Below are 23,724 nucleotides of genomic sequence, written 5' to 3' on the forward strand. Positions count from 1 at the left end.
ATGGATACCAGGGTCTCCGCGACGCCGCTTCGCGGCTGCTTGGCACTGGTATGACGAACGCGGAGAGCCTCGGCTAATTCCGGATGCTGGGCTGCTCTCTACCTCTCGAACTTCCTGATCGCCTCGGCGGTGACGGGCTGGAAGAAATTCACCAGATTGCCGTCGGGGTCGCGGAACAGCAGCGAGCGGTTGCCCCAGGGCATGGTGGTGGGCTGCTGCACGATCGTGTTCTTGATAAGGTCCGACAGCCGGGCGAATTCGGCATCGACGTCGCCGACGCGGAATTCGAGGATGGCCGTGTGGTTGTCGGCGGGACGGGCGATGTCGCCGCCGAACAGCATCAAAGTGCGCGTGCTGCCGATCGCCAGCGTGCAGGCCGGTGTCGCCAGTTCGGCGAAGTCTTCCGTGTATACCGTCACCGGCATGCCGGTGATCTCGCCGTAGAAGCGCACGAGGCGCTGGACATCTGATGTGATGATGCGGACAGAGACGAAATTCATCGCATTGGCTCCTTGATCTCGAAGCCGCGACCGGCTCCCGACCGATCCATAGACCAAGTCTCCTGCCAGCTTTCTGTCAGGAGATGGGTTGCGATGGCCGCGCTTGCGGCTCGGACCAGACCGGCGGCAGGCCGAAGGCTGCGAACAAATCGGGCCCGAGCGGGCGGACATAGACCGTCAGCGTGGCGATCTGGCCGTCGGCCGGCTCGATGACGTGCAGCGATTGCGCGCGCCACGCGGCATCCTGATGGCGCCGCGCATAGATCGCCACGGCGGGCTGGCCATTGGCCCTTGTCGCCACCGCGCGGTAGCCGGCGAAATTGTTCCACACGGTATCGAAGAAACCGTGGATCGCCTGGCGGCCCTGGTACCAGTCGTGCCAGGGCGGCATGTGGTAGGTGGCATCCTCGCGCAGGAGTTCGATGAAGCCGTCGAGATTGGCGGCATCCCAGGTCCTGATATAGCGTTCGAGCAGCAGGTCCTCGTCGGCGCTCGGTCGTGCGCGCTGCAGTGGCCGCCCCTTGGGAAAGCGTTCGCCGAGTGTGGCGCGCGCCCGCTGCAGGGCGCTGTTGATCGACGCCGTAGAGCCGCCCAGCAATTGCGCCGTTTCCAGCGCCGACCAGCCGAGCACGTCGCAAAGCAGGAGCGCGGCGCGCTGCCTGGGCGGCAGAAGCTGGATCGCCGCGACGAAGGCAAGCCGGACGGCCTCGCGGGTTTCGTAACGCGCTTCGGGGCCCGGTTCGCCGTCGGCGAGATCCGGCAGCTCGGCGTCGGGATAGGGCTCCAGCCAGATCAGTTCGGCGGCTGGGCCGGCAGCGGCGCGGCCTTCGGTCGGCGGCCGTGCCGGCTCTTCGAGAATGCGGCGCGTCGACGACCTTGCCTTGATCGCGTTGAGGCAGCTGTTGGTGGCAATGGCGTAGAGCCAGCCACGCGGCGAGCCGTGGCCGCCGAATTGCGAGCGGCCGCGCCATGCTTTCAGGAAAGTGTCCTGGACGAGGTCGTCGGCCTCGTGGAGCGAGCCCATCATGCGGTAGCAGTGCAGCTTGAGTTCGCGGCGGTGGGCGATGGTCAGGCGCTCGAAGGCGGGCCGGTCGAGGACCGGCAGGCCCGATGGCCCGGCAGGAGCGTCTGTCATTTCGAGCTCGCCATGATGATTTCGGGCCATCCTGCGCGCCTCACGCCGCAGCCGCAAGGCCGCTGCCGCTCACCGTGAAGGCGGTGCCCTGCATCTTGCCGGCAGCGAGCGCGACCACGGCACTGGCGACATCGGCGGGCGTCTGCATGTCGGTCATGCTGGCCAGGAAATCCGCCGGGCTGATGCCGAGATAGGCCGAAACGCTCGATATGCCGCGCTGGCCGACGCCGGTGCCGGCCATGATGCGCATCGGCGCCAGCGCCATGAAGCGCAGGCCAAGGCCAAGCCGGTCGGCTTCCTTCTGGCTATGGGCGGCGAGGAACAACTGCATGCGCTTGGCGCCGGAGTAGCCACCGGAATTCGGCGGGCCGCCGCTGAATGCAGCGCCGCTGGAGATCAGCACCACGCGGCTGCCGGGCTTCAGCCCGCCGCGCAGCGCCGCTCGGCAGAACAGGAAGGACGCCTTGACGTCCATTTCCCAATTGGCCGAGAACTCGTCCCAGCTCTGGTCCTGAATCGGTGCCGACGGGGCGAAGGCACCGGCGCAGATCACCAGCACGTCCGGTTCGAGCGCCGCGAACACTGCCTCTGGCGCGGCCTCCCGCGTGGCGTCCGCCGCCAGCGTCCTTACGCCCGACGCCTCCCAGGAAAGTTCCTTCAAAGCGTCCGCGCCCCGGGCGACGGCGAGCACGGTTGCTCCCTCGCTCAGCGCGGCTTCCACGATGGAGCGGCCGACGCCCCGGCTGCCTCCGACCACGACGACATTTTGACCTTTCAACGATCCCATGGATCACCTCGCTTTCCGGCCCGGAGGATTCCGGCGCCTAATGATCAGGACAGCGGAGGCGGGTGGAAATCATCGGTGGTGACGAGAATTTTTTGAGGCATTGTCCGGCCGCCACCCGCCGAAAAGGCCAGCAACGCAACGGAACGCTCACGCCGCCAGCAACGCCAGTTCCTCCGCCGTCAAATGCCGCGCCGTGCCCTTGGCGAGGTTGCCGAGCGGCAGGCTGCCGATGGCGATACGGATGAGGCGCTTGACCTCGATGCCGTGGGCGGCAAGCAGACGGCGGATGTGACGGTTCTTGCCTTCGTCGAGCACGATTTCCAGCCAGGCGGTTCGGCCGCCGCTGCGCAAAAGCTTGATCGCGTTGGCGGTCAGGGTCTCGCCGTCGACGGTGACGCCAGTGCGCAGCTCGTCCAGCGTCGTTTCATCCGGCACCGTGGCGACCTGCACGTGATAGGTCTTGGGCAGATGCGAGGCCGGATCCATCAGCCGGTTGGCGAAGCGTGTGTCGTTGGTCATCAACAGCAGGCCTTCGCTCGCCTTGTCGAGGCGGCCGACCGGCGAGACATAAGGCAAATCGAGCCCTTCGAGACAGGCATAGACGGTGTCGCGCTGTTGTGGATCGTCACGGGTGGTGACCACTCCGCGCGGCTTGTTCAGCATCAGATAGACCTTGCGCTCGGCAACGACAGCATCGCCATCGACGACGATGCGGTCGCGGCTCATGTCGACGCGCAGCGAGGCATCGCGCACCACCTTGCCGCCGACGCGCACGCGGCCGGCCGCGATCAGCACCTGCGCCTGCGTGCGCGAACACAGGCCGAGTTTTGACAGTGCGCGGTTCAGGCTGACGCCAGCGCTCGCCGGCCTGCCGGTGTGGTGTGTGTGCCTTGGTGTCATGGCCGTAATGCCGGTGTCGCTCAGGCCGACTGATGGCACGGGCGGCGCCGGCTTCGCAAGCCGGGCGAGGTGGGTTTCGGCACCGCCGCGCTCCACGGCGCCCCCCTCTGTCCTGCCGGACCCGACCCTACGCTATCGCTCCGGGCATTCGTCGTTCGGAAAGCCAAGCAATTGGCTTCCCGTCCGCTTCGCGGACCACTCCTCACCCCCACGAGGGGGTAGATCGGAAGCTCGAATGTCGGCTCTCTCTGCCGCGACCGCCTCAGGCGGCTGCCTTCTCGGCCGCGATGCCGTTCAAGACCTGGATCACATCGACCGGCAGCTTCAGCTCGGCCGCCGCCAGATTCTCCCTGAGATGCCCGACCGACGAGGTGCCCGGGATGAGCAGGATGTTGGGGGAGCGCTGCAACAGCCAGGCGAGCGCCACCTGCATGGGTGTCGCGCCAAGTTTTTGCGCGACGTTGGCAAGCGTGCTCGACTGCAGCGGCGTGAAACCGCCGAGCGGGAAGAACGGCACATAGGCGATGCCGTCGGCGGCAAGCTCGTCGATCAGCGCGTCATCCTGGCGATGCGCGATGTTGTATTGGTTCTGCACGCAGACGATGTCGACCATGCCGCGCCCCTGCGCGATCTGTTTGCGCGTGACATTGCTCAGGCCGATATGGCGCACAAGGCCCTGGCGCTGCAGTTCCGCGAGCGTGTCGAGCTGCGGCTCGAGCGATCCTTCGGCGGGTCCGTGTATCCCATGCATGGAGCGCAGGTTGACGACCTCGAGCACATCCAGCCCGAGATTGCGCAGATTGTCGTGTACGGCCTGCGTCAGCTCCTGCGGTGACATTGCGGGGATCCACGATGCATCCGCCCCGCGCTTGGCACTGATCTTGGTCACGATGGTGAGGTTGGCGGGGTAGGGGTGCAGCGCCTCGCGGATGATCTGGTTGGTGACGTGCGGGCCGTAGAAATCGCTGGTGTCGATGTGGTCGACGCCGCTGGCAATGGCCTCGCGCAGCACGGCGAGTGCGGCGTCGCGGTCCTTTGGCGGGCCGAAGACGCCCGGTCCGGCCAGTTGCATGGCGCCGTAGCCGAGGCGCTTCACGGTGCGGTCGCCGAGTTTGAAAGTTCCGGCCTTGCTGATGTCGGTCATGGTGTCATCTCCTTTGGGTCAGCCAGATATAGACAACGCGCACCTGAACGATAATATGGTGCAATCAGCACGGCCTGTGCGGAAAGGCGAACAATGGCGGCGGATCTGGGCGACCTCCAGGCGTTCATGGCGGTGGCGCGCGCCGGCGGCTTCCGCGAGGCAGCCCGGGTTGGCAGCGTCAGTGCCTCCAGCCTCAGCGAGACGGTGCGGCGGCTGGAGAGCGCGCTCGGCGTGCGGCTCCTCAACCGCACCACGCGCAGCGTGGCGCCGACCGAAGCCGGCGCGCGCCTGCTCGAGCGGCTCGGTCCCGCGCTCGGCGAAGTCGATGCGGCGCTCGACGTGGTCAACGGTTTTCGCGGCCGCCCGACCGGCACGCTGCGGCTCAACGTGCCGGTCGTCGCGGCGAAACTGGTGCTGCCGCGCCTTTTGCCGCCTTTCCTCGCCGCCTATCCCGACATCCGGCTGGAAGTGACCGCCGAGGACAGTTTCGTCGACATACTGGCGAGCGGTTGCGACGCCGGCATCCGCTATGGCGAGCGGCTGGAGCAGGACATGATCGCCGTGCCGATCGGCCCGCGCCGGCAGCGCTTCGCCACCGCCGCCGCTACGGCCTATCTCGACCGGCACGGCCGGCCCGGCCATCCACGCGACCTGCTCGATCATGCCTGCCTGCGCGGTCGCTTCGCCAGCGGCTTCACGCCGCCCTGGGAGTTCGAACGCGACGGTGAGGTGGTGAGCGTCGACCCAACCGGCCCGCTGCTGGTCAGCACCGGTACGGCAATGGCGCTTGCGCTCGAGGTGGCGGTCGCCGGCGGCGGCATCGTCTCGCTGTTCGAGGACTGGCTGCGCCCTTATTTCGACGACGGCCGGCTGGAGCCGGTGCTGGAGCCCTGGTGGCAGGAATTTTCAGGCCCGTTCCTCTACTATCCCGGCCGCCGCCTGACGCCAGCGCCGCTGCGGGCTTTCATCGATTTTGTCGGTGGGATGCGGTGGGGGTGATCCCGGACCGATATCGTGCCGGGTGCCGACTACCGCGACATCTTGCGCGCTTCGGCGGCGCGCGGCGAAGGCGTCACGCCGCCGGACGCTCTCGAGGAGTGGATCGCCGGCATCATGGCCTCGCAGAAACTTGTCAGTCACCGTCAGGTCCGGCTTGCCGACGGGCGCTGGCTCGATGTGCGCACCCGGCCGACCGGCGATGGCGGAAGCCTCAGCATGTTTTCCGACATCACCGAGGCCAAGCAGGTCGAGGCCGAACTGATGGCCGCCAATGAGAAGCTGAACCTCCTGGCGCACCGCGACGGCCTGACCGAACTGTTGACGCGGCGCGCCTTCGACGAAGCGCTGGCGCGCGAATTCGCCCGCGCCAGCCGCAACGCAATGCCGCTCAGCCTGCTCATCATCGACGTCGACTGTTCAAGCGGTTCAACGACCATTACGGCCATCCGGCAGGCGAGTGCCTGCGCGTCGTCAGCCGGTGCATCGAGGCGGCAGCCCGCCGGCGGACGCCGCCGCCCGCTATGGCGGCGAGGAGTTCGGGCTCATCCTGCCCGAGACCGACGCGCATGGGGCCTTCGTCATCGCCGAAAACCTCAGGAGCAAGGTGCGCGATCTCGCTATCGGGCATGCCGGCAGCGAAAAAGGCATCGTCACCGTCAGCATCGGTGTCAGCACCTTCGAGGCCGCCGCCGCCATCGAGATCGCCGATCTTCTGAGCCGCGCCGACGAGGCGCTCTACGGCGCCAAGGCCGCGGGGCGGGACCGGGTGCATGGCTGGCGTCCGCACCTCAGCGGCCAACGCTCGACCGGTTCGCGGCGCAAGACTTGAGCCTTCCCAAATCCTGGGGGCCGGGCTGCCGGTAGAGTTTGGATCGAGGCTGAGCTGGCGATTGCCTGAACGAGGATCAGGCCAGGCACCTTCAACCGCTGTGAACTGAATCCGCGCTGGCGGGATCGAGCTTCACAAGACGAGCCTTCGCCTCGCCGACGCGTTGTTGCGCCGATCGTATCCTGTCACAAAGCCTCAGATTGATACCAACGCCACAGTCCTCGTCCAGCATCGCGTTTGCACGTTCGAGGGCGAGTTCCGCTCGGTTAAGTCGCTGCCTAGCCCTGGCCAGTTCCAAGGTCAGAAGTTCCATTACTGCTGTTTCCGTGGTTACGGTCCCTTCAGGTGGGAAACCGTTGCCGGTTGTTTTGGTTCCGGCTGTTCGCGCGCAGCTGCATTCGCTGCCACGCGCGCCCCTGACGGCCTTCAGGACGGCCTTGGATGGGCAAGGCTGGTGTCGAAAGTGTCCGGCAGGACAGGTGTGCCATTGGGCGCAGTCGAGGCTGTCGTCATCCTGTCGACCGCCGGGATGATGACCATGCGGGCATGCTGCTCCGGCCACAATGGCTTTCCGAAAAGGAAGAACGTGCTGGCGAGAAAACAGACCAGCAAGAGGATGGCCAAGGTATTGGCGATGATCTCACCAAGCTGCATTATCTCTCCTCCAAATCACGCACCTGCAATGGGCAACGAGCACCAGCGGACTAGGTTCAACGTGTGGGACCAATGCGCCTGATACTTCGGACTTCAGTCCGAGTTGCGGGTCGAACGATAAAGGCACAACCTGCCTGCGCACCGGCCGAGCCTCCACCAATGGTGGCAGCCGGAGCACGGCCCGGCCTGCTCGCAACGTACCGAGCCCTCCGCCAAGGCAGGCCGGGCTGCCTCTCCTGAAGCATCATGAACGAACCGCGATTTCCGCGGGCAGCGGCGAGCGTTGATTCCTCGGCAACGGTTAACCCGATCCGCGGGGTGACGGAAAGCACGCCGAGATCCGTTAGACAGGGATTGTATGGACGCATCCGCTGTCCCATCGCCTCAACTCGGCGCCACGATTGCCAATGAAAAACGACGAGGGCCGCTACCAGCTCACGGTAAAGCTGACGAGCAGGACGGCGATCAGGGCCGATAACGGGACCGCCATCAACAGCGCCGCCTCCATAAGTCGGGCTTCCTTGTCGCTGAACATCAGGATCTCCTCACATCTCGGCCCGAAACCGGGGAATTCAGGGTTCGCCCACCGCATGGAAGCAGCGGGCGAACCCTATTGGCGCAGGAAGGGACGTTAGCTGCGCCAATTCGAAAATACACGCGCGGTCGCAGTCCGACTTTCGCCGGCTACCTGCCGGTGACCTTGCAGCGAACAACGAGCGCGAAAGATGGTCGTTCCCGGCGGCGGCTCCGGCAGGACCATTGCGTTTTGAGATGGGACCTAAGTCTGGGGCAGGCCGGACCGAAGCCCAATCCTGGAACATTCAATCCCGCCTGAAGTTCGATCGGCAGCGCGGTGACAATGTTGTAGCTGCGTGGATTTCATATGGAGGAACTGATGAAAAAGAATCTTGCCGCCGTAGCCGCGGTTCTGTTGCTCGCAGGTGTCGGCGCGGCCGCCGCCGAGGACGTCGTCATCCAGCCCGAGCAGGAAACTGTGATCAAGGAATATGTGAAGAAGCAGCCGCTGGCTTCGGTCAAGGTTCCCGGCGTGGAACTCAATGTCGGCACGGCCTTGCCAGATACCGTTGAACTCCACGAAGTTCCCAACGTTAAATATCGCTACACCGTGATTGACAACCGGACGGTGGTCGTGGATCCGGGCACCCGCAAGATCGTCAAGATCATCGAGTAGCCCGCGCCGGCCCGCCGCCCGGCTGGTGGCGGGCCTATTGCGCAAAATGCGTTGCCGAGCAATCAGAATTCGCGCGGGTCGTTGCCGATCTCGCGCCTGCTAATCCTGCATCATTACGATGGGTCCGCCTCCTGCAGTTCGCGGCGCCGGGCCAGCGCGCGAATTCGGTCGGCGACCTTGCCGTCCACCGGGTTATAGACGGTCAGGCTCAGATCCGGCCGGCCGTCGACCGCGAAGGCCGAATATTCGAGCTCGATGTCGCCGAGTTCGGGATGCTTCAGGCGCTTTGTCCCGTCGCCATGGCTGAGCACGTCGTTTTCCCGCCACAGGGCGGCAAACTCGGGACTGGCGCTGCAAAGCTCGTCCACGAGCTGGGCGACCTCGGACACCGCGCCGGCGCGTGCCGCGTCGGCCCGGAACGCGCCGACCACGAAGCGGGCGAGGTTCTCCCAATCGTGCTGCTTGGCGCGGATAATGGGGCTCAGGAACATGAAACGCAGGATGTTGCGCTGACCCGGGGGCAGGGTGCTGTAGTCGGTCATCACGATTTGCGCGGCGCGGTTCCAGGCGACGACATCCCAGGTCGCCGTCTTGATCAAGGCCGGGCTTGCCTCGAGCGTATCGATAAGGCGCTGCAGCCTGGGGCTGACGCCGTCGGCGCCGATGTAGCGGACCTCGGGCGGACGCCCCAGCCCCAGCATGAAAAGATGTTCGCGCTCGGCCTCGGTCAGCAGCAGTCCCTTGGCGATCCGGTTCAGCACGTCGGCCGAAGGCGCGCCGCCGCGGCCCTGTTCAAGCCATGTGTACCAGGTCGGGCTGATGTTGGCGCGCTGGGCGACTTCTTCCCGGCGCAGTCCCGGCGTGCGCCTGCGCCCCGAGAAGCCGAACGACGAGGGGTCCAGCCGGGTGCGCCGGTCCTTCAGAAAGGCTGCGAGCGAACCGGCGGAATTGTTGGGCATCCTGTTAGTCATTATACCATGATAAGGTCACTACTTTAATGGAATAATAGACCAGCGATACTGCGCGGGCAACTGTGCGGGAGATTTTGCATGCGTATCTTTCTTACCGGCGCCACCGGCTTCATCGGTTCGGCGATTGTCCCCGAACTTCTTCAGGCCGGCCATCAGGTAATCGGCGTCACTCGTTCGGATGCCGGCGCCGAGGCGTTGGCCGCCGCGGGCGTGGAGGTGTATCGCGGAACCCTCGAGGATCCCGAGGGCCTGCGCGACGGCGCGGCGAAGGCGGAAGCGGTGATCCACACGGCCTTCGACCATGATTTTTCGAGGTTCGCCGAGAATTGCGAAAAGGACAGGCGCGTCATCGCGGCACTCGGCCAGGCACTCGCCGGCTCCGACCGGCCGCTGGTGATCACGTCGGGCACCGGAATGGGCGCCCCCGGCCATGGCCAGTTGGCGGTCGAGGACGTCTTCAACCCCAGCCATCCCAATCCGCGCGTCGCCTCCGAACTCGCCGGGAATGCCCTGCTGGAGGCGGGCATCAACGTGTCGGTGATACGGCTGCCGCAGGTCCATAACACGGTCAAGCAGGGGCTGATCTCGCCGCTCATCGAAATCGCGCGCCAGAAAGGCGTCTCGGCCTATGTCGGTGAAGGCTGCAATCGCTTTGCGGCGGGCCATCTCGTCGACGCGGCGCGCCTCTACCGTCTTGCAGTGGAAAAGCGGCAGCCGGGCGCGCGTTATCACGCGGTCGGCGAGGAAGGCGTCGAGGTCCGCGCGATCGCCGAAGCGCTTGGCCGGGGGCTGAACCTGCCGGCCGTTTCGATCGCGCCTGAAAAGGCGGCGGAGCATTTCGGCTGGATGGCGATGTTCGCCCCCATGGACCTGCCGGCCTCCAGCGCGCTGACCCAGGCGCGGCTCGGCTGGCATCCGACCGGGCCGACGCTGATCGCCGATCTCGACGCCATGCGATAAGTTGCTGTCCGGCTCTGTTATATCGATGTTGCACAAACGGTTGACCCTGGGTTAGCATTCTCTTGTTGACGCCGATCGGAGGAATTTAGGCGGTCAGCTGGAGCGGCATGCGTTCTTGGCGCAAGGAGGATGCTCCAACACTTTAACCGGCGCGTGATCCTTCCTGAAACCGGTCCCGGTTTTTAGGGACGTGCGCTTCTGTGGAGGAGGAACCCATGAACAGACGCGAATTCCTGATGACGTCCGTGGCCGCGGGCGCCATGATGCTGGCCGCACGCTCGGCTTTCGCCGCGGACAAACTGACCATTCTCGGCTCGGTGCCCAGTCTTGGCTTTCCGTTCTTCGTGCACATGCTGAACGAGATCAAGGCCGAAGCGCAGGCGCAAGGCGTCAACCTGACCGAGAGCGACGGCCAGAACTCGGCCACCAAGCAGACCGCCGACATCGAGGCGGCCCTGGTGCAGAAGGTCAACGCGATCGTCATCTCGCCGCTCGACGTCAACGCGCTGGCGCCAGCCATCGAGGAAGCGGTCAAGGCCGGGGTTCCCGTGGTGACGATCGACCGCCGCGTCGACGGTGTCCAGGGCATCCTTGCCCATGTCGGCGCCGACAACGTCAAGGGCGGCGAGGCGGAAGCCCAGGCCGTGGTTGCGGCATTCCCCAATGGCGCCAAGCTGTTCCACCTGCAGGGCCAGCCGGGCGCGGGTCCTGCGATCGACCGCAACAAGGGCGTGCACAATGTGCTCGATCCGCTGAAGGACAAGTACCAGATCATCTATGAGCAAACCGCCAACTTCGCCCGCGCCGAGGCGCTGACGGTGACGGAAGCCGGCCTTGCCGCCAACGGCAAGCCGGACGCCATCATCTGCGCCAATGACGATATGGCGCTGGGCGCGCTCGAAGCGTGTGCCGCGCGCAACTTCAGCGACGTCAAGATCTACGGCTTCGATGCGCTGCCGGAAGCGCTGGTCGCCGTGCGCGACGGCAAGCTCGCCGGCACGGTCGAACAGTTCCCCGGCAAGCAGTCGCGCACCGCCGTGCAGATCGCGGTCGCCTACGCCAAGGACAAGACCGAGCCGAAGGAGAAGCTGGTGCTGCTGACGCCCATCGTCATCGGCAAGGACAATCTCGACAAGGCGGAGAGGCTGAACGAGACGAAGTAGGGCAGTCAGCTTCGATTGATAAGCCGGCGGGACAGCGCCCCCCTCTGTCCTGCCGGACTGTCCGGCAGGACAGAGGGGGGGTTCAAGCGCAACCTGGCTAATCTAGGGGTGGCAACAAGGAGAAGTCTTTGCCTTTAGTTGAGGCCGCATCCCCGGTCCTGCTTGCCGTCGAGGGCGTCACCAAGCATTTCGCCGGCGTCACCGCGCTGAGCGATGTCTCGCTCGATGTCCGCCGTGGCGAAATCCTCGGCCTGCTTGGGGAGAACGGCGCGGGAAAATCGACGCTCTTGAAAATCCTGTCCGGTGTCATGCCGCCTTCCGGCGGCCGCATCACCTTCGACGGCGCCGACTACCAGCCGGCGAGCCCGCAGGATGCCAAGCGGCACGGCATCGTCACCATCTACCAGGAGCTCAGCCTGATCCCGACGCTGACGGTGGCGGAGAACATTTTCATTGGCCGCGCGCCGACCGGCCCGCTCGGACTGGTGAGCTGGCGCAAGATGGAGCAGGATTCCCGCGCCATCATTGCCCGCGTCGGTCTCTCCATCGACTCGATGACGCCGGTGTCGGCGCTGTCGGTGGCCGAACAGCAGCTGGTCGAGATCGCCCGTGCATTGTCTTTGAAAAGCCGCCTGATCATCATGGACGAGCCGACTTCGGCGCTGACCGAGACAGAGGTGCAGCGCCTGCTGTCGATCATGGACCGGCTGCGCAAGGACCGTGTCGCGATCATGTTCGTCACCCACCGGCTGGAAGAGGCATCCGCCATCTGCGATCGCATGACCGTGCTGCGCGACGGCAGGCTGGCGGGGCATCTCGACCGTCAGGGCGGGCCGATCAAGCTGCCCGCCATCATCGAGAAGATGGTCGGGCGCGCCGCCTCCGAGCTTTACGCGCGGCCGGCGCAACGCGCGGTGGCCGGCGATGTCGTGCTTTCCGTGCGCGGCTTGCGCACCGTGCGCGACCCCGAGGCGCCGCATGCCATCGTGCTCGACGGCGTCGACATAGACCTCAAGGCCGGCGAGATCCTCGGCGTCGCCGGCCTCGTCGGCTCAGGCCGCACCGAGCTGGCACGCGCCATTTTCGGCGCCGACCGGATCGCTGCGGGAACGATCACGCTCGACGGCAGGGAAATCGCGCCTGCTTCGCCGGCCGACGCCATCGCGCTCGGCATCGGCCTGGTGCCGGAGGACCGCAAGCACCAGGCGATCTTTGCCGCGCTTGGTATCCTGCCGAACTTCTCGGTCGCCTCGCTTGGGCGTTTCAGCAACGGCTTCGGCTTCATGGCCGAGCGGCGCGAGCGCGACGCGCTGTCGGGGTTCAGGAAGATGCTGTCGATTCGCATGGCGTCGGCCGAACAAGCGATCGAAGGCCTGTCGGGCGGCAACCAGCAGAAGGTGATCCTGGCGCGCTGGCTGGCGCGCGACCCGAAAGTGCTGATCGTCGACGAGCCGACGCGCGGCGTCGATGTCGGCGCCAAGGCGGAAGTGCACCAGATCCTGGTGCAACTGGCGGCGCGCGGCATCGCGGTGATGATGATCTCGTCCGAACTGCCCGAAGTGCTGGCGGTGTCGGACCGCATCGTCACCATGCGCAAGGGGCGCATCACCGGGCAGATGCCGGGCGTCGAGGCAAACGAGGAAAAGCTGATGGAATTGATGGCGCTCGACAGGCAGGATACGCCGCGACAGGACGCGCCGGCACAGGATGCGGAAGGGCAGGCACGATGAGCATCGCCGAGGAACAGAACCAGCGTGGCGGCGTGACGATCGCCCGGCTTTTGATGAGCTTCGGGCCGCTGCTGTTCCTGGCGGCGCTGGTCGTCGTCTTCACCGTGCTGAAGCCGAGCTTCATGGACCCGATCAACCTGTTTAACATTACCAGGCAGATATCGATCACCGGGTTGATCGCGCTCGGCATGACCTTCGTCATCCTCACCGCCGGCATCGATCTGTCGGTCGGCTCGCTGCTCGCCTTCTGCGGCATGGTGGCGGCCGTGGTGGCCAAGGGCGGCACCGCCAACACGCTGTCGCTGTCGACGTCAGGCACGCAGGGCTATGGCTGGTTCGCGGCGCTGCTGGCCGCCGTCGTGGTCGGTGCGCTCGCTGGCGGCGTGCAGGGGGTCGCCATCACAAGGCTGAAAGTGCCGCCCTTCGTCGTCACGCTGGGCGGGCTGACGGTGTTCCGCGGGCTGACGCTGACCATTTCCAATGGCGGTCCGATCTCCGGCTTCGACGCCTCGATGCGCTGGTTCGGCACCGGCCTGATCGGCCCGGTGCCGGTGCCGGCGCTGATCTTCGCCGTCGCCGCCATCCTGTGCCACATCGTGCTGCGCTACACCCGCTATGGCCGTGCCGTCTATGCCGTCGGCGGCAATGCCGAAGCGGCACGACTGTCGGGCCTGCGCGTCGACCGCATCCTGGTCTCTGTCTATATCATCGTCGGCTTCTTCGCCGGGCTCGCCGCCTTCGTGCTGTCGGCGAGGCTGAATTCTTCCGAAGCGGTCGCCGGCATCGGCTACGAGCTGACGGTGATCTCCGCCGTCGTCATCGGCGGCACCTCGCTGTTCGGCGGTATCGGCTCGGTCGGTGGCACGGTGGTGGGCGCGGCGCTGATCGGCGTGCTGCAGAACGGGCTGCAGTTCAACAACGTCTCTTCCTACACGCAAAGCATCGTCATCGGGCTCATCCTGATCCTGGCGGTGGCGTTCGACCGGTGGCTGAAATCACGGGTGAGGCGGTGAGTGGAGTTTTTTCCTTCTCCCCTTGTTGTGGGAGAAGGGATCACCGTCTGCCGCGTTGCTTGCAAAACGTCCTCGCCTGAAACCCGCAAACGGCGCTGTCGAGCCTCACGCCGCCTGCCTTGCCCACAAACCATGGCCGTAGCGGCGGAAGAAACGGGCTATGAGAAGCTGCTGCCTTGCCCTGGCGAGATCGGGCAGGCGCCGTTCCTGGCGCCAGCGCGGCATGTTTCGCCAGCCAGCGATGAACCGGATCGCATCCTCGACGGCTTCGTGCGCCGATAGCGCCGGGCCGATCGCGGCCAGGAACAGAAGCTCCGTTTGTTTCAATTCCTCGATGACGGCCTTGCGCCTGAAATGATCCAGGCGGGCCTGCACGATGCCGTTGCGGCGGATCGCCTCGAAGGCTTCGAGCAAAGCGGGACTGTCGCCGGTGTAACCGCAGGCGCGGGCGAAATCGGCGGCATCCATTCTTGCTCCCGGATCTGGCGCGTGCAATCCGCGCCGACTCATATTTGCAAGTTATATATAAGCATAACTCAAATAGACATAGAAGAGAGACTTTTGGAGGAGTTTGGAAACTGCGACTCGACTCCTGCTTCAAAACACGGGAAGATGCGAACAAATCACGAACAAAAGGACGGAGGAACGATGGCGTTGCCGGGCAGGGAAGCAGTGATCGCGCAGGTCGCCTCGCTGTCGGTCGAATGCGCCGATTGCGGCCGCAACAGGTGGTGGCGACCCGATCAGTTGAAGCGCTTCGGGGTGAACGGGAACACGCCGCTGGCCGCGCTGTCGGGTCGCATCGTCTGCTCGGCCTGCCGCGCCGACGGGCTGCCGGGCGCCGCGGTCTCGATCCAGGCCGCGTTCATCGACGAGCGCCAGCGCGTGCGCTCGGAAGCGCGGATGCTGAGTGATCGCGAAGCGCCGCTGGCAGGCTCGAGGCGGGCTTGAGAGGCGCTGATTCTTCCTTCTCCCCCTGTGGGAGAAGGTGGATCGGCGCGTAGCGCCGAGACGGTTGAGGGGTGTTCCAGCGGAGCGAGACGTCGGCTTTCCTGGGAAAAACCCTCATGCGACCTAGCTTCGCGAGGCCGCCCCCCCCTGGGCGAGTCACGAGCCTCGCCCGCCGCACAGGGGGGGCAAAGGAAGTGAGTCTCAATATCCCAGCAGTTCCTTCAGCGGGATGACGCGCCAGACTTGCTTGATGGCGTAGCGGTTGAAGGTCAGCGTCTTGGGCGGATTGTATTGTTCGACCACCAGCTCGCCCGCCGTGCGCCGGACCAGTTTCTTGATGAAGGCCTTGCCGTTCTTCTCGTTCTCTTCCGGAAAGGTCTCGATCACCACATGGTCGCCCGGCACCGCGTCGCGGCCGCCGCAATAGATCATGTCGCCGGGCTCGTAGCGCGGCACCATGGAATCCGAGAGCACATGCAGCGCGAACACTTTCGGCAGGTTGCGGACCCCTGGCGGACGCTGGACGTATCCCGCAGGCTCGCCGTTGAAGGTGAAATCGCCATCATCGCCGCCGACGGCGGCGCCGAGCACCGGAATATCCATGGCTCCGGCCGGCAGGGGGGCGGCATCGGTGACGATCTCGGCGTCCGCCACCGGGCCGGCATCGTCGAGGAAGACGACCTCGCCCTTGCCGAGCGCCACGGGGTCGACACGCAGGAAGGCGGCGGTCTTCAACAGGTTCTCGGTCTTGGGCAGGTTGCGCCCGGTTTCCCAGTTGCCGACGGCGGCGACATCGGTGTCGTTGTGCTCGGCGATGTGGCGCATGACCAGGCCGCGCTGCTTGCGTGCCTGGCGGATCGCGGCCCCGACCCTGATCGACAGTTGCGTTTTCACCATGGCCTCATGTGACCAACAAGTCCTGCTTTCGTCCATGAAAGAATGGCTTGCATCAATTTTTGAGTTATGCTTATATCATCTCATGCAAAAGCTCAATCCCCTTAGAGTCGACAGCGCCTCCAGCCCGGCCTTGCCGGGCTGCCCTTTCTCTTCCGCCCCGGCCGCCTCCTCCCCGGCCGGGGCGAAGCGCGAAGCCGATTGCCTTGGTGCATCGGCCTCGCGTCCGGTCCGCCCGTCACTGGCGGCCGGAACGGCCGGAGCCGCCGCTCCCCGCGGCTCCGGCCCGCCATTCGACCCATTCGACCCGGCCGCGGGTTGTTCCCTAATCCGCACCCAGGACGGCACCGTCATCCCTGACGAGCCGACGACGGGCAGGGCGGTTTCAGCCCCTGACGGGGACATGGCGCGGGCGCGGTTTGCGCACCTCGCCGCGCCGGCCGACCGGCGGGGCTGACGCAGCCCTTCCACGGCAATCCCAGCGGCCGACAGGCCAGACCAAGCCCGGCAGCGCCCATCGCGTCTGCGGGCGAACCCGACGCTTGCCTGACGGTGCCGTGCGCGGCGGCCGCTGGCCGCGCAATGGAGACGGACATGGCAGGCTACAGCGACAGCGAATTGCAGGCGATTGCCGCCTGGCTGAAGGACGGGCTTTCGGCATCGAGGATCGCGGCCGCGTTCAGCGCACAGCGTGGCGCGCGCGTATCGCGCAACGCGATTATCGGCATCGTCCACCGCAACGTCATGCTGGGCGCGATCGGCTTTGCCAATGGCAAGGGGCTGCCGGCGCCCCGTATGGCGACGGCCAAGACAGCGCGCCGCGCCGCCAAGGCGGAAACCACAATCGAACGTGCCGGCGCCGCGCTGCAGCCGCCCAAACCCGCCATGCGGCCGAAGCGGGCTCGGCCACGGCTTTTCCAACGCGAGGCGGGCGTGCTGATCGCCGATGGGGAAACCTACCGTTTCAAGGTACCCGCACCGCCACGTGGTCCCATCGGCCGACAGCCGCATGGCGTGGCCATGCGCTTCATCGACTGCCTGTTCAGCCGCTGCCGAGCGCCGCTCGACCTGTCGCTGGAGGAAGACCCTCAAAATGGTGCGCCCGGCGGGCGGCCGGGCCAGGACATGCTGTGCTGCGGCATGCGCACCAGGGCGATGAAAAGCTACTGCATCTATCATCAGGCGCGCTTCCAGCGCCGTGTTTGCGAAGCCGGTTGAAGCTTGGTCCCTACTCCAGTTTACGGGGAGAAAGTCGCTCCTGCGTGCCGTCGCCAGTCCCGATCGCCGCGAAATATTGGGAGAATTGCTTTGAACAGCTATCGCGCCGCACCGCTATTTCGGTATCTGGCGGCCCTGTTTGGGCAGGCGGCTCTGCACCGTTCGTTGCTCCAGCACCGTCGCCGGGCCGCCGCCGGCAACCAGGATGCCGGCAACGCGAGCAAAGCCGGTGAACACTTTTATCGCATCGGACTGCGAGATCTGCGCCGCGATGGCCGCGCTGCATGCGTTGAGCGCGCTGCGATAGACGTGGCCCCGCCGCTCGATCGGCCAACGCTGCAGGAAATCGGCGGCATCGCTGACGTTTTCGATCTCCTCGACATGTCCGTCCAGGGACACTTTGAGCGGTACTCCGGTTTTCATTGTACCCACGGCGTTCACCTCCGGTCCAGGCGAGGCATTCAAGCCGACGCTCATAAACGCACAAGGCCGGCAAGCGGTTGCATCGCCGCCCTCTCAGGGGCTCGCCGCGGCGTCGAGCCACTCATGCGCGCGGCTTCTTGGCTTGGCTACCAATATGCCTTGTTGCCTTGCCGCCTCTCGAAAGGCCTCGAAGGCGGGGCGCGGGCAGCAAGTACCCTCGACCGCGAGCCGGATGAGCCGAGCTGCCTCGAGATAGGCCGGCGCGGTCTTGTCGGGCCATTGGTGACGAAGCGCCGTTGCCGCATCGGCCACCGAGCCGACCAGCATGGTCTTGTTGTCGCAAAAACGCAGGGTCACCGGCATGAAAGCCGTCATGGGCGGTCCTCCCGTTCGCAGGAACGCGTCATAACGTGCGGACCGGCGGCTGGTTCCATCAGCGCGGCTGGAAGCACGGCGTGGAGCGCGGCATGAGCGAACGGCCGTTCATGCAGCTCTACGTCTCTGATTTCGTCGGCGACACGCTGCAGCTCTCCACCGAGCAGATCGGCGCCTACATGCTGCTGCTGATGGCAATGTGGAATGCCGGCGGCGGCTTGCCCGACGATGACGCCAGGCTGGCGCGCGTGGCGCGGCTGCCGTTGAAACGATGGCGGGCGATCAGCGCCGAGCTGCTGGCCTTCTTCGAGCGCGAGAGCGGCGAGATCGGCCACAAAAGGCTGACGAAGGAGCTGAGCAAGGCGCGGCTCAAGAGCGAGGCGAGGGCGGCCGCCGGCGCGCGCGGCGGAGCCGCCACCGCCTTGAAAACAAAGGCGCATGCCGGGGCAAATGCCGATGTTTTGATGCGGCATTCTCCAGAATCCAGAAACCAGATGGAAAAAGCTCCCGCTTTTTCAGCGCGCGAGGCGCGCGAAAGACCGGGGATTTCGATCGGGGACCGTGAGACGGCTTCGGGATCGCGCGGCCCGGGCCGGCCCAAGAAACCGCCGGGCTGGATCAGGCCGAAAACCCACAGCGACGCCGCCAACGCCATCATCGAGGAGATCCGCGGATATGACCACGGCCGAACTGCAGCAGGCGACGAAGGCGCTGGCGGCAATGTTCTCCTGCTTCCCGCAATCCACCCTGACTGATGTCGAGATGCAGCTGCGCGGCTATCTCGCGGCCGTCAGCGATGCCGAGCTGGGCGACCTCAAGGCCGCCATCCAGCGCTTCGTGCGCGGCGAGGTGAAGAGCGGCAACGCGCAGTTCTGCCCTTCGAGCGCGCAGCTCTGCATCGAAGTGCGCGAGCGGCGCTTGATGCGGGAGCTGCTGGCGCGGCGCGGCGTGGAGGCGGCTGCAAAGCTGGCGAAGCGATGAGGAGTTTCGATCGACAGGTCGGCGCGAAGGATCGCGACCTTCCAAGGAAACACACCCGACCCCAACAGGAGCCACATCCATGCCCAAGAAAACCAAAGCCGCCAGGCCGCAGGCGCCGAAACTGCCGAAGGGCGAGGCCGAGCAGGTGCGTATCCGCCGCGAGGTCGGCCATGATTTCGCGCTGAAGGACGATGCCTTCGGCCGCAAGCGGCTGACATCAGGCACGGCCGAGGCGCGGCGCGTCTACGAGGTGTCGAATGACGGCCACACTTCCACCGGCGGCATCATACGGGTGCGCAATGTCGACCCGCTCCTGGGCATCACCTCGCTGTCGCGCCAGCAGCGCGAGGCCGGCCTGCGCTACCGCGAGCATTTCCAGTCCAGCCAGCGGGCTGATATCAAGCCGATGCGCTGGACGGAGCGCGTCGACGGCGGTCGCATCGGCGGCGGCATCGCCGACAACGTGCTCAACGCCGGCCGCGCGCATGCCGCCGCGACACGGGCGCTCGGGCATTGGGACGTGGCGGCGATCGTGCAGAAAGTCGTGTGCCTGGAACAGCCGGTGAAGACCGTGGCCGAGCAGAATGGCGAAGGACGCGACGTGGTGGCGAAGCTGCTGAAGGTAGGGCTCGACCTGCTGGCCGTGCATTATGGGATGATAATGGGGCGGTAGCGTGGTCCAACACCGCCGAATGCTTCTGCGACGACTATGATTGATCCGGCCGACGGCATGCCGGCCAGATCAATTTTGAGCGGTCAATAGCGGCAGACACGCACCCTTTCGATGATCCGGTGGTGATGACGCCAGTGCTTCACCACCTCGGTGTGGCAGCGACGACTGTGCATGCCGAAATACCGCGTGTGCATGCCGTAATAGCGCGGCCGATAGCCGTCATCGTATATGTTGTAACGGTAGTGGGGACGGCCGTAATAGGGGCCATAGTCGGAGTAGTCGCGGTAATAGTCCCCATAATAGTCGCGATGTCTGGGAACGTAATAATCGTCATCATAGCCGTTCCCGATGCCGAGCGTGATGCTAGCGGCATTTGCCGGGGCCATCACCGCCACCGCCGAAGCAACCGCGATCACGGAAGCGAGCAAGAGTTTCTTCATGACAACCTCCTCTTTCAAGGTGTGTCTAATAAACGCTGAGGTCGCAGCCCTGTTCCCATAAATCGCTGAATCGATGGTTCGAGCAGCGCTCCCTCTCTGTTTTCGCGGCGATGGTTACGCGGTCTCTGCCGGCTCCTGCCCGGCGTCCCCGCGCGGCTGCGCCATCGACCGTGCCGCACCCGCTCCGGCCGCCAGGATGCGATCCGACAGGTCCCCACCCTCCACCGCGCGGGCCAGTTGAAGCGCGCCGATGAGCGTCGCGAAGATACCGAATGCCACCGCTTCCGGATCGTTTGTATGCGGCGGGAGAGCGGCCGACACCTGGCGCACCAAAGTCATCAAGCGTTCGGTGTAGCGTTGTCGCGTTTCCTGCTGCTCCCGCGCGATTTCCGGCAACAGGGCGGCGGAAGCGCAGCCCGTGCCCGGATTGTCGCGGTGTTGCGCCGACAGATAGGCGTCTATGGCCGTTGCCAGGCCGCCGGAGGCCAGCGCCTGCGCGATCTGACCCGACTGACCCTCCAGCGCCGCCGCCACGCATTCCCGGACCAGTGCCGCCTTGGAGGGAAAGTGCGGATAGAAGGCGCCGTTGGTCAGCCCGGCGTCGCTCATGATGCTTGCCAGTCCCGAGGCGGCGATGCCGTCGTCCCGGAACCGCTGTGTGGCGACCTCCATGATCCGGCTGCGCGATGCGTCCTTCCGGCCCTTTTCGTAGCGCATGTCCTGTCCTTCCCAAGCCTCTATTGCATTATGATCGTAATCTGATATTACGAACATAATTCAACGCATGGAAGAAGGCTAGCCCTGACGGGCTCTGGAGCATCAAAATGAAAGCGCATTCCGGAAAGACCGCGATCGTGAAAGAGCGAATATGATGAAAGCCTTTGTCGCCGACAAATATGCGAAGAAGAGCGCCTTGCGGCTCGCAGAGATGCCGATGCCCGAAATTAAGGACAATGATGTCCTGGTCGAGGTCCACGCCGCCGGCGTGAACCTTCTGGATTCCAAACTCCGGGACGGGGAGTTCAAACTCATTGTGCCTTATCGGCCGCCCTTCGTCCTTGGCCACGACGTGGCCGGCATTGTCGTGCGGGCCGGATCGAAGGTCCGCAAGTTCAAAGCCGGCGACGAAATCTGTGCACGGCCGCGCGACGGCCGGATCGGGACATTCGCCGAATTCATCGCCATGGATGAGGCCGACGTTGCCCTGAAGCCGAAAAACCTCAGCATGGAGGAGGCCGCTTCCATTCCCCTGGTTGGTCTGACCGCCTGGCAGGTGCTGGTCGAAAGGGCAGGGCTGAGGAAAGGCCAGAAGGTCTTTATCCAGGCCGGCTCCGGCGGGGTGGGCACGTTTGCCATCCAACTGGCGAAGCATCTCGGCGCGACGGTTGCGACAACGGCGAGCGCGGCGAACATGGGCCTGGTGAAAAGTCTCGGCGCCGATGTCGTCGTCGACTATCGGAAGGACGATTTCGAGAAGGTCCTGCAGGGCTACGACGTCGTCGTGAACAGCCAGGATGCCAAGACGCTCGAAAAATCGCTGCGCGTGCTGAAGCCGGGCGGCAAGCTGATATCAATTTCAGGTCCGCCGGATCCCGGGTTCGCCAGGAAGCAAGGCCTCAACGTCGTGCTGAAGCTGGTGGTGCGGCTGCTTAGTCTCGGCATACGCCGCAGGGCCAAACGCGCCGGTGTGAACTATTCCTTCCTGTTCATGTGGGCGCAGGGCGACCAGCTGAGCCGGATCACGTCGCTCATCGAAACCGGCGTCATACGTCCCGTCATGGACCGGACTTTTCCGTTCGAACAGACCAACGAGGCCTTGGCCTATGTCGAAACGGGGCGTGCCAAGGGCAAGGTGGTCGTGAAGGTCAGATAGGGAGGGCCGGCAGGATCCAGTCTTGCGATGACGCCCGGTTCGCCAGCCGGCGTCGCTAGCTCGCAGGCGCCGCTTCGACCTCCTGGAGATAAAAAACCTTGCTCGGCTGCAGATGGTCGACGCAGAGCTGCGCCAGCACCCAATTGTCGCTGCGTTTCAGCGCCTCGATCATCATCAGGTGGTGCTGGCGCGAGATGTCGAGCTTGTCCCGGTCGGCCAGCGAATTGGCCCGCACCGGCAGGCTGAGGCGCATATAGTGCTCGATCGAGGACACCAGATAGGCATTGCCGCAGGCCGAGAACATGGTGAGGTGGAAACGGTCATTGGCCTCGTGAATGCCTCTGAGATAGCCGGCGTCGACATGGGCGCTGTAGACGTGGTGGATCTCAGTCAATTCCGCGATCAGCGCGTCGCTCGCCGGCAGGCGGATCATCAGCGCGGCCTGGCGCTGCAGCATCTCGCGCACCTCGTAGATCTGGCGGACCTCCTCGGGCGCGAGCCGGCGCACCATGGCGCCCTTGTTGCGCTCGCGCGTGGCGACGCCGAGCCTTTCCAACTGGTAGAGGGCCTGGCGGATGGTGTGGCGCGAGACCGGGAAACGGGCCAGAAGCACGTCCTCGACCAGGCGCGTGCCGGGCGCCAGCCGGCCGAAGATGATGTCTTCCTCCAGCGCGTGGACGATATCGGCTTCCTTGCCGCCATAGTCGACCGTGTTGAGCATCGCGACCCTCTTGTTGGTCCGGCCAATGAGGATTGACCCCGGCCAATTTCTCATTGGCCGCAAGCCACTCTAGAGCATTTCCGGCGAAAACAGGATGCTCCATCCGTTTGTGGTAGTGGGTCAGTTTGAAATTAACGAATCCCATTGGCGCACATTCCGCAGATTCCCTATATGATCAGGGTGCGAACAATGGGAGGTGCCCAAATGGGCCAGGCTAAAAAGGAAATGATGCGTCTCCAGGACTTGGAGTCACAGGCGATGGGGCCGCTGTTGAAAGCCGGCGCCGTCGAGGAGTGCCCGGTGCACGATGGCATTTACATCGACCAGTTTGATGACGACGCCATGAAGAAAGCGTACGCCATCGGCACTAACATGGTTAAAAACGGCGAGGTCGATGGTACCCGTGAAGAGTTCATGAAGGCAATTCAGAGCGCAATGGGCAACGCCGGAGATGAGTGCGGCATCTGCGCGAAGAATGCGGAGGATTGATGCCGTCCCTTAAGCGCCCGCGCGATCCCAACCAACTGGCGAAGTCGATTGTCGATCTCGCGACTGGACAGGCCGAAGATAAGAAGCCGCTTGCCAGCGCCCGTAAGGGCGGCCTCAAAGGCTCTAAGGCAAGGATGAAGGCGCTATCACCGGAACAGCGATCCGAAATCGCGCGGGCTGCTGCGTCCGCGCGATGGAAGAAATCCGACTAGGCCACGTCTTCATCTTCATTGTCGCTGCTGAGCGCATCGATTGCTCGCAATTCCGCAACGTCTTCGGTGAAGTCTGCGAAGAACGATAGCTGTTCCTCTGGGTAGAGCTTGCTCATGCGCTCGGCATCGCAAACCGCCCTGTAAACATCATGCGCGACGGCTTCACGCCTCTGCTTGACTGATTTCTGTCGTAGGCCGGGCGTTCCGCCAGTGTCGGTATCGAAGTAATGCCGGATCGGCGTGTCGCCTTCGAAGGTGAGAACACTTTGCTTGGCGCGGTAATAAAACCCGCCATCATCATCAAATCGCCGTGCCTGGCGTAGCGCCTGGGTGATCTGCTTTCGGAGGACTTGCCGAAGATCCTGTGGCCGAGGCACCAAGCGCCTCTCTGACAGAGCCCATTCAACAAAATCGCTAGGGTCGCCGGACTCCTTGCCGAACTCGGCAATCCATTCGTCCCAAAGGTCTTCTACCTGTTCGTTCCAATTCGCCATTAC

At 64.9% G+C, this 23,724-nt stretch carries 30 protein-coding genes and 1 pseudogene; 15 read left to right on the forward strand and 16 right to left on the reverse strand.

Going from position 1 to position 23,724, the window contains the following annotated elements; all coding sequences use genetic code 11:
- Positions 1-98: 98 nt before the first annotated feature.
- From FJ941_RS20785 to FJ941_RS20805, 5 genes are all read right to left on the reverse strand, one after another.
- Positions 99-500: a VOC family protein gene (locus tag FJ941_RS20785; RefSeq protein ID WP_140508505.1), complete on the reverse strand. Its 402-nt coding sequence runs from the start codon at positions 498-500 to the stop codon at positions 99-101.
- 76 nt (positions 501-576) lie between these two features.
- Complete coding sequence (locus FJ941_RS20790) at positions 577-1,635, reverse strand: RNA polymerase subunit sigma-70 (protein ID WP_140508507.1); 1,059 nt, start codon at positions 1,633-1,635, stop codon at positions 577-579.
- A gap of 40 nt (positions 1,636-1,675) precedes the next feature.
- Positions 1,676-2,422 carry an SDR family oxidoreductase gene (locus tag FJ941_RS20795; RefSeq protein ID WP_140508508.1) on the reverse strand — a complete coding sequence of 249 codons (747 nt, stop codon included), beginning with the start codon at positions 2,420-2,422 and terminating at the stop codon, positions 1,676-1,678.
- A gap of 147 nt (positions 2,423-2,569) precedes the next feature.
- The gene (locus tag FJ941_RS20800) at positions 2,570-3,322 is read right to left on the reverse strand and encodes a pseudouridine synthase (protein ID WP_140508673.1); all 753 of its coding nucleotides are present in this window, start codon (positions 3,320-3,322) and stop codon (positions 2,570-2,572) included.
- Positions 3,323-3,584: 262 nt separating this feature from the next.
- Positions 3,585-4,466, reverse strand: coding sequence for an aldo/keto reductase family oxidoreductase (locus tag FJ941_RS20805; protein WP_140508510.1), 882 nt, complete (start codon positions 4,464-4,466; stop codon positions 3,585-3,587).
- Positions 4,467-4,559: 93 nt separating this feature from the next.
- Here FJ941_RS20805 and FJ941_RS20810 point away from each other — a divergent pair, with 93 nt between their 5' ends.
- The 3 genes and pseudogenes from FJ941_RS20810 (at position 4,560) to FJ941_RS29700 (ending at position 6,294) form a co-directional block, all read left to right on the forward strand.
- Positions 4,560-5,465: a LysR family transcriptional regulator gene (locus FJ941_RS20810; protein WP_140508511.1), complete on the forward strand. Its 906-nt coding sequence runs from the start codon at positions 4,560-4,562 to the stop codon at positions 5,463-5,465.
- 15 nt (positions 5,466-5,480) lie between these two features.
- A pseudogene (locus FJ941_RS29695) lies at positions 5,481-5,821 on the forward strand (PAS-domain containing protein); the annotation flags it as partial.
- Positions 5,822-5,922: 101 nt separating this feature from the next.
- Complete coding sequence (locus FJ941_RS29700; protein ID WP_281405574.1) at positions 5,923-6,294, forward strand: diguanylate cyclase; 372 nt, start codon at positions 5,923-5,925, stop codon at positions 6,292-6,294.
- A gap of 91 nt (positions 6,295-6,385) precedes the next feature.
- Here the strand turns inward: FJ941_RS29700 and FJ941_RS20820 are convergent, their stop codons facing one another.
- Positions 6,386-6,607 (reverse strand): hypothetical protein, encoded by a 222-nt coding sequence (locus tag FJ941_RS20820; protein WP_027146292.1) that lies wholly within the window; start codon positions 6,605-6,607, stop codon positions 6,386-6,388.
- 113 nt (positions 6,608-6,720) lie between these two features.
- Complete coding sequence (locus tag FJ941_RS20825; RefSeq protein ID WP_140508513.1) at positions 6,721-6,948, reverse strand: polymerase; 228 nt, start codon at positions 6,946-6,948, stop codon at positions 6,721-6,723.
- A gap of 895 nt (positions 6,949-7,843) precedes the next feature.
- Here FJ941_RS20825 and FJ941_RS20830 point away from each other — a divergent pair.
- A complete protein-coding gene (locus FJ941_RS20830) occupies positions 7,844-8,140 on the forward strand; it encodes a DUF1236 domain-containing protein (RefSeq protein WP_140508514.1) in 297 nt (98 codons plus the stop codon).
- A gap of 113 nt (positions 8,141-8,253) precedes the next feature.
- On the opposite strand, the gene FJ941_RS20835 is transcribed toward FJ941_RS20830, so the two are convergent.
- Positions 8,254-9,099: a helix-turn-helix transcriptional regulator gene (locus FJ941_RS20835; protein ID WP_181169897.1), complete on the reverse strand. Its 846-nt coding sequence runs from the start codon at positions 9,097-9,099 to the stop codon at positions 8,254-8,256.
- Positions 9,100-9,189: 90 nt separating this feature from the next.
- On the opposite strand from FJ941_RS20835, the gene FJ941_RS20840 reads away from it, so the two are divergent.
- The 4 genes from FJ941_RS20840 (at position 9,190) to FJ941_RS20855 (ending at position 13,977) form a co-directional block, all read left to right on the forward strand.
- Positions 9,190-10,071, forward strand: a complete 882-nt coding sequence (locus FJ941_RS20840; protein ID WP_140508518.1) for an SDR family oxidoreductase — start codon at positions 9,190-9,192, stop codon at positions 10,069-10,071.
- 215 nt (positions 10,072-10,286) lie between these two features.
- Positions 10,287-11,234 carry a substrate-binding domain-containing protein gene (locus FJ941_RS20845; RefSeq protein ID WP_140508520.1) on the forward strand — a complete coding sequence of 316 codons (948 nt, stop codon included), beginning with the start codon at positions 10,287-10,289 and terminating at the stop codon, positions 11,232-11,234.
- 128 nt (positions 11,235-11,362) lie between these two features.
- Positions 11,363-12,964 (forward strand): sugar ABC transporter ATP-binding protein, encoded by a 1,602-nt coding sequence (locus FJ941_RS20850; RefSeq protein ID WP_140508521.1) that lies wholly within the window; start codon positions 11,363-11,365, stop codon positions 12,962-12,964.
- Positions 12,961-13,977, forward strand: a complete 1,017-nt coding sequence (locus tag FJ941_RS20855; RefSeq protein WP_140508523.1) for an ABC transporter permease — start codon at positions 12,961-12,963, stop codon at positions 13,975-13,977. Before FJ941_RS20850 ends, FJ941_RS20855 begins: the two co-directional genes overlap by 4 nt.
- 105 nt (positions 13,978-14,082) lie before the next feature.
- Here FJ941_RS20855 and FJ941_RS20860 read toward each other — a convergent pair whose 3' ends face one another.
- Complete coding sequence (locus tag FJ941_RS20860) at positions 14,083-14,445, reverse strand: hypothetical protein (RefSeq protein ID WP_140508525.1); 363 nt, start codon at positions 14,443-14,445, stop codon at positions 14,083-14,085.
- A gap of 180 nt (positions 14,446-14,625) precedes the next feature.
- Here FJ941_RS20860 and FJ941_RS20865 point away from each other — a divergent pair, with 180 nt between their 5' ends.
- Positions 14,626-14,928, forward strand: a complete 303-nt coding sequence (locus tag FJ941_RS20865; protein ID WP_140508526.1) for a hypothetical protein — start codon at positions 14,626-14,628, stop codon at positions 14,926-14,928.
- Positions 14,929-15,129: 201 nt separating this feature from the next.
- On the opposite strand, the gene FJ941_RS20870 is transcribed toward FJ941_RS20865, so the two are convergent.
- Positions 15,130-15,825 carry a helix-turn-helix transcriptional regulator gene (locus FJ941_RS20870; RefSeq protein ID WP_181166727.1) on the reverse strand — a complete coding sequence of 232 codons (696 nt, stop codon included), beginning with the start codon at positions 15,823-15,825 and terminating at the stop codon, positions 15,130-15,132.
- A 591-nt stretch (positions 15,826-16,416) separates the two neighbouring features.
- On the opposite strand from FJ941_RS20870, the gene FJ941_RS20880 reads away from it, so the two are divergent.
- Positions 16,417-17,040 carry a GcrA cell cycle regulator gene (locus FJ941_RS20880; protein ID WP_140508529.1) on the forward strand — a complete coding sequence of 208 codons (624 nt, stop codon included), beginning with the start codon at positions 16,417-16,419 and terminating at the stop codon, positions 17,038-17,040.
- A gap of 114 nt (positions 17,041-17,154) precedes the next feature.
- Here the strand turns inward: FJ941_RS20880 and FJ941_RS20885 are convergent, their stop codons facing one another.
- Positions 17,155-17,517 carry a DUF982 domain-containing protein gene (locus FJ941_RS20885; RefSeq protein ID WP_140508530.1) on the reverse strand — a complete coding sequence of 121 codons (363 nt, stop codon included), beginning with the start codon at positions 17,515-17,517 and terminating at the stop codon, positions 17,155-17,157.
- 39 nt (positions 17,518-17,556) lie between these two features.
- On the reverse strand, positions 17,557-17,838 hold the full coding sequence (locus FJ941_RS20890) for a DUF982 domain-containing protein (protein ID WP_140508531.1): 282 nt from the start codon (positions 17,836-17,838) through the stop codon (positions 17,557-17,559).
- A 92-nt stretch (positions 17,839-17,930) separates the two neighbouring features.
- Between FJ941_RS20890 and FJ941_RS20895 the strand changes: the two genes are divergently transcribed.
- The 3 genes from FJ941_RS20895 (at position 17,931) to FJ941_RS20905 (ending at position 19,492) form a co-directional block, all read left to right on the forward strand.
- Complete coding sequence (locus FJ941_RS20895) at positions 17,931-18,593, forward strand: DUF1376 domain-containing protein (protein WP_140508532.1); 663 nt, start codon at positions 17,931-17,933, stop codon at positions 18,591-18,593.
- Positions 18,514-18,819: a hypothetical protein gene (locus FJ941_RS20900; protein ID WP_140508533.1), complete on the forward strand. Its 306-nt coding sequence runs from the start codon at positions 18,514-18,516 to the stop codon at positions 18,817-18,819. Before FJ941_RS20895 ends, FJ941_RS20900 begins: the two co-directional genes overlap by 80 nt.
- A gap of 79 nt (positions 18,820-18,898) precedes the next feature.
- Positions 18,899-19,492, forward strand: coding sequence for a DUF6456 domain-containing protein (locus FJ941_RS20905; protein WP_140508534.1), 594 nt, complete (start codon positions 18,899-18,901; stop codon positions 19,490-19,492).
- An 83-nt stretch (positions 19,493-19,575) separates the two neighbouring features.
- Here the strand turns inward: FJ941_RS20905 and FJ941_RS20910 are convergent, their stop codons facing one another.
- Positions 19,576-19,932 (reverse strand): hypothetical protein, encoded by a 357-nt coding sequence (locus FJ941_RS20910; protein WP_140508535.1) that lies wholly within the window; start codon positions 19,930-19,932, stop codon positions 19,576-19,578.
- Positions 19,933-20,046: 114 nt separating this feature from the next.
- Complete coding sequence (locus tag FJ941_RS20915; RefSeq protein WP_140508536.1) at positions 20,047-20,649, reverse strand: TetR/AcrR family transcriptional regulator; 603 nt, start codon at positions 20,647-20,649, stop codon at positions 20,047-20,049.
- Between the two features lie 154 nt (positions 20,650-20,803).
- Here FJ941_RS20915 and FJ941_RS20920 point away from each other — a divergent pair, with 154 nt between their 5' ends.
- Positions 20,804-21,805: an NADP-dependent oxidoreductase gene (locus FJ941_RS20920; protein WP_140508537.1), complete on the forward strand. Its 1,002-nt coding sequence runs from the start codon at positions 20,804-20,806 to the stop codon at positions 21,803-21,805.
- Between the two features lie 55 nt (positions 21,806-21,860).
- Here the strand turns inward: FJ941_RS20920 and FJ941_RS20925 are convergent, their stop codons facing one another.
- The gene (locus FJ941_RS20925) at positions 21,861-22,526 is read right to left on the reverse strand and encodes a GntR family transcriptional regulator (RefSeq protein ID WP_140508538.1); all 666 of its coding nucleotides are present in this window, start codon (positions 22,524-22,526) and stop codon (positions 21,861-21,863) included.
- A 204-nt stretch (positions 22,527-22,730) separates the two neighbouring features.
- Between FJ941_RS20925 and FJ941_RS20930 the strand changes: the two genes are divergently transcribed.
- A complete protein-coding gene (locus tag FJ941_RS20930; RefSeq protein ID WP_140508539.1) occupies positions 22,731-23,015 on the forward strand; it encodes a hypothetical protein in 285 nt (94 codons plus the stop codon).
- A gap of 208 nt (positions 23,016-23,223) precedes the next feature.
- On the opposite strand, the gene FJ941_RS20940 is transcribed toward FJ941_RS20930, so the two are convergent.
- On the reverse strand, positions 23,224-23,721 hold the full coding sequence (locus FJ941_RS20940) for a hypothetical protein (protein ID WP_140508540.1): 498 nt from the start codon (positions 23,719-23,721) through the stop codon (positions 23,224-23,226).
- Between the last annotated feature and the right edge of the window lie 3 nt (positions 23,722-23,724).

The sequence above is a fragment of the Mesorhizobium sp. B2-3-13 genome (genome assembly GCF_006442195.1).
Taxonomy (GTDB): domain Bacteria; phylum Pseudomonadota; class Alphaproteobacteria; order Rhizobiales; family Rhizobiaceae; genus Mesorhizobium; species Mesorhizobium salmacidum.